Genomic DNA, 1,454 nt, shown 5'->3' on the forward strand with positions numbered 1-1,454 from the left:
ACCGAATCAGCGACACCCGGCCTATCGATCGAAACCCGCAGCACTGGTCGATCTCCAAAGAGCGTGGTTACGGGGAATTGGTCGTTTGATCACCGCGAAGCAATCCCCAGTCCTTCCCTCAGTACGAGTAAGATTGTCGTCTGAAGAACACCGGAGATTGGATGCCATCCACGAGATATCTGATTGGGTAATCACACTGGACCGATTTTTCGGCGTGGACTTTTTCGACACAGCGGGAGAGGTATCCGGCGGGACGGCCGCACGCAAGTACTTGCTTGACTATGCCCCAGAGTTCCTCGATGGTCTTGGTCACCGGATGTTGGTGACAACCACCCACCGCGAAGAGGTGGAGGAGATACTGAGACGCGCGATGGAGGAACTCGGATTCCGGCAGGTTGAAGACAGCGTGGGGCAGGTGCTCAATCATTTGAAGACCGTTTCAGGGCGTTTGGCTCTGCGAGTTCTAGGTGATGAGGGCCGAGCTCGCGAGGCTGTCAGTCTCGGCATTGTGGTGGCCTGGCTAAAGGCTCGCGGCGAGCTGGGCGATGCGATTCTGATTCCTGTCGATGCGCATCCGGAACTTTTCGGACCGACCCAGCGTGGGAGGCGGACGCATTCGGCCGCTCGATGCGATCTGATCCGTGTGCAGTTGCGTCCTAACCGCTTGGTCGCAACATTTATCGAAGTAAAATCCCGAACGTACCAGGCTCGTTCCGAAGACCTCTGTATGCGGATTGTGGATCAAATCGAAGCGACGGAAAACATATTCCGGGATTTGTTTTTCCGTACCGACCCGCCACGAGTGGATCATGTGCTGCAGCGAGCTCGCTTGGCAAATATCCTCGACTTTTATTTCCGTCGTGCCCAACGCTACGGGCTTATCGAGTCAGATGATACCCGCGCGAAGATGGAAGAGGGACTGGCCAGGCTGGAATCCGGCATGGAACGACTACGAGTCATTCGTTGGGGATTTATAGTTAACCTAGCCGGAAGTCCGCAACGGCCAGTGCGAATGCGCGAAACGGAAATTCGATTTCTGACTGCTCGCGAAATAGCGGATATAGGGCTGCAGGACCGCGAACTTGGTCGACAAATTTTCAGTACCGGGGATGGCGTGGCGGACCGAATCTCACCACGACAGACACCGGCGAATACGTTGTCGGGCACTATTGGGCCAAACGAGCTTTGCCCCGGCCCTGATTCCAAAGCCACGTCTGCCCCCCACGATAATTCTCTTGCGGGTGGCGTCGGCATGCAGCCGCCAACCAATCTCACTCAGGATGCAGCGGTGACGCTACTAGGGATGCGTCGCCGGGAAAGCTGGCTGTGGCTGAAATTGACGCAGCCCCGGGTTTTCGATTACGGGATAACATTCCAGAGTCCTCTCCATCGACTGCGGATGCCGCAGTTTCCCCTCACGCGAGAGGAGCGCTGGGCCATCATGACGTTCGTGC

1 protein-coding gene is annotated in these 1,454 nt (G+C 56.7%); it reads left to right on the forward strand.

Going from position 1 to position 1,454, the window contains the following annotated elements; translation table 11 throughout:
• Positions 1–133: 133 nt before the first annotated feature.
• On the forward strand, positions 134–1,454 hold a 1,321-nt coding region (locus tag H5U08_RS18655; protein WP_297036607.1), incomplete at its 3' end, for a hypothetical protein.

Source organism: Thermogutta sp., from assembly GCF_014359955.1.
Classification (GTDB): Bacteria; Planctomycetota; Planctomycetia; order Pirellulales; family Thermoguttaceae; genus Thermogutta.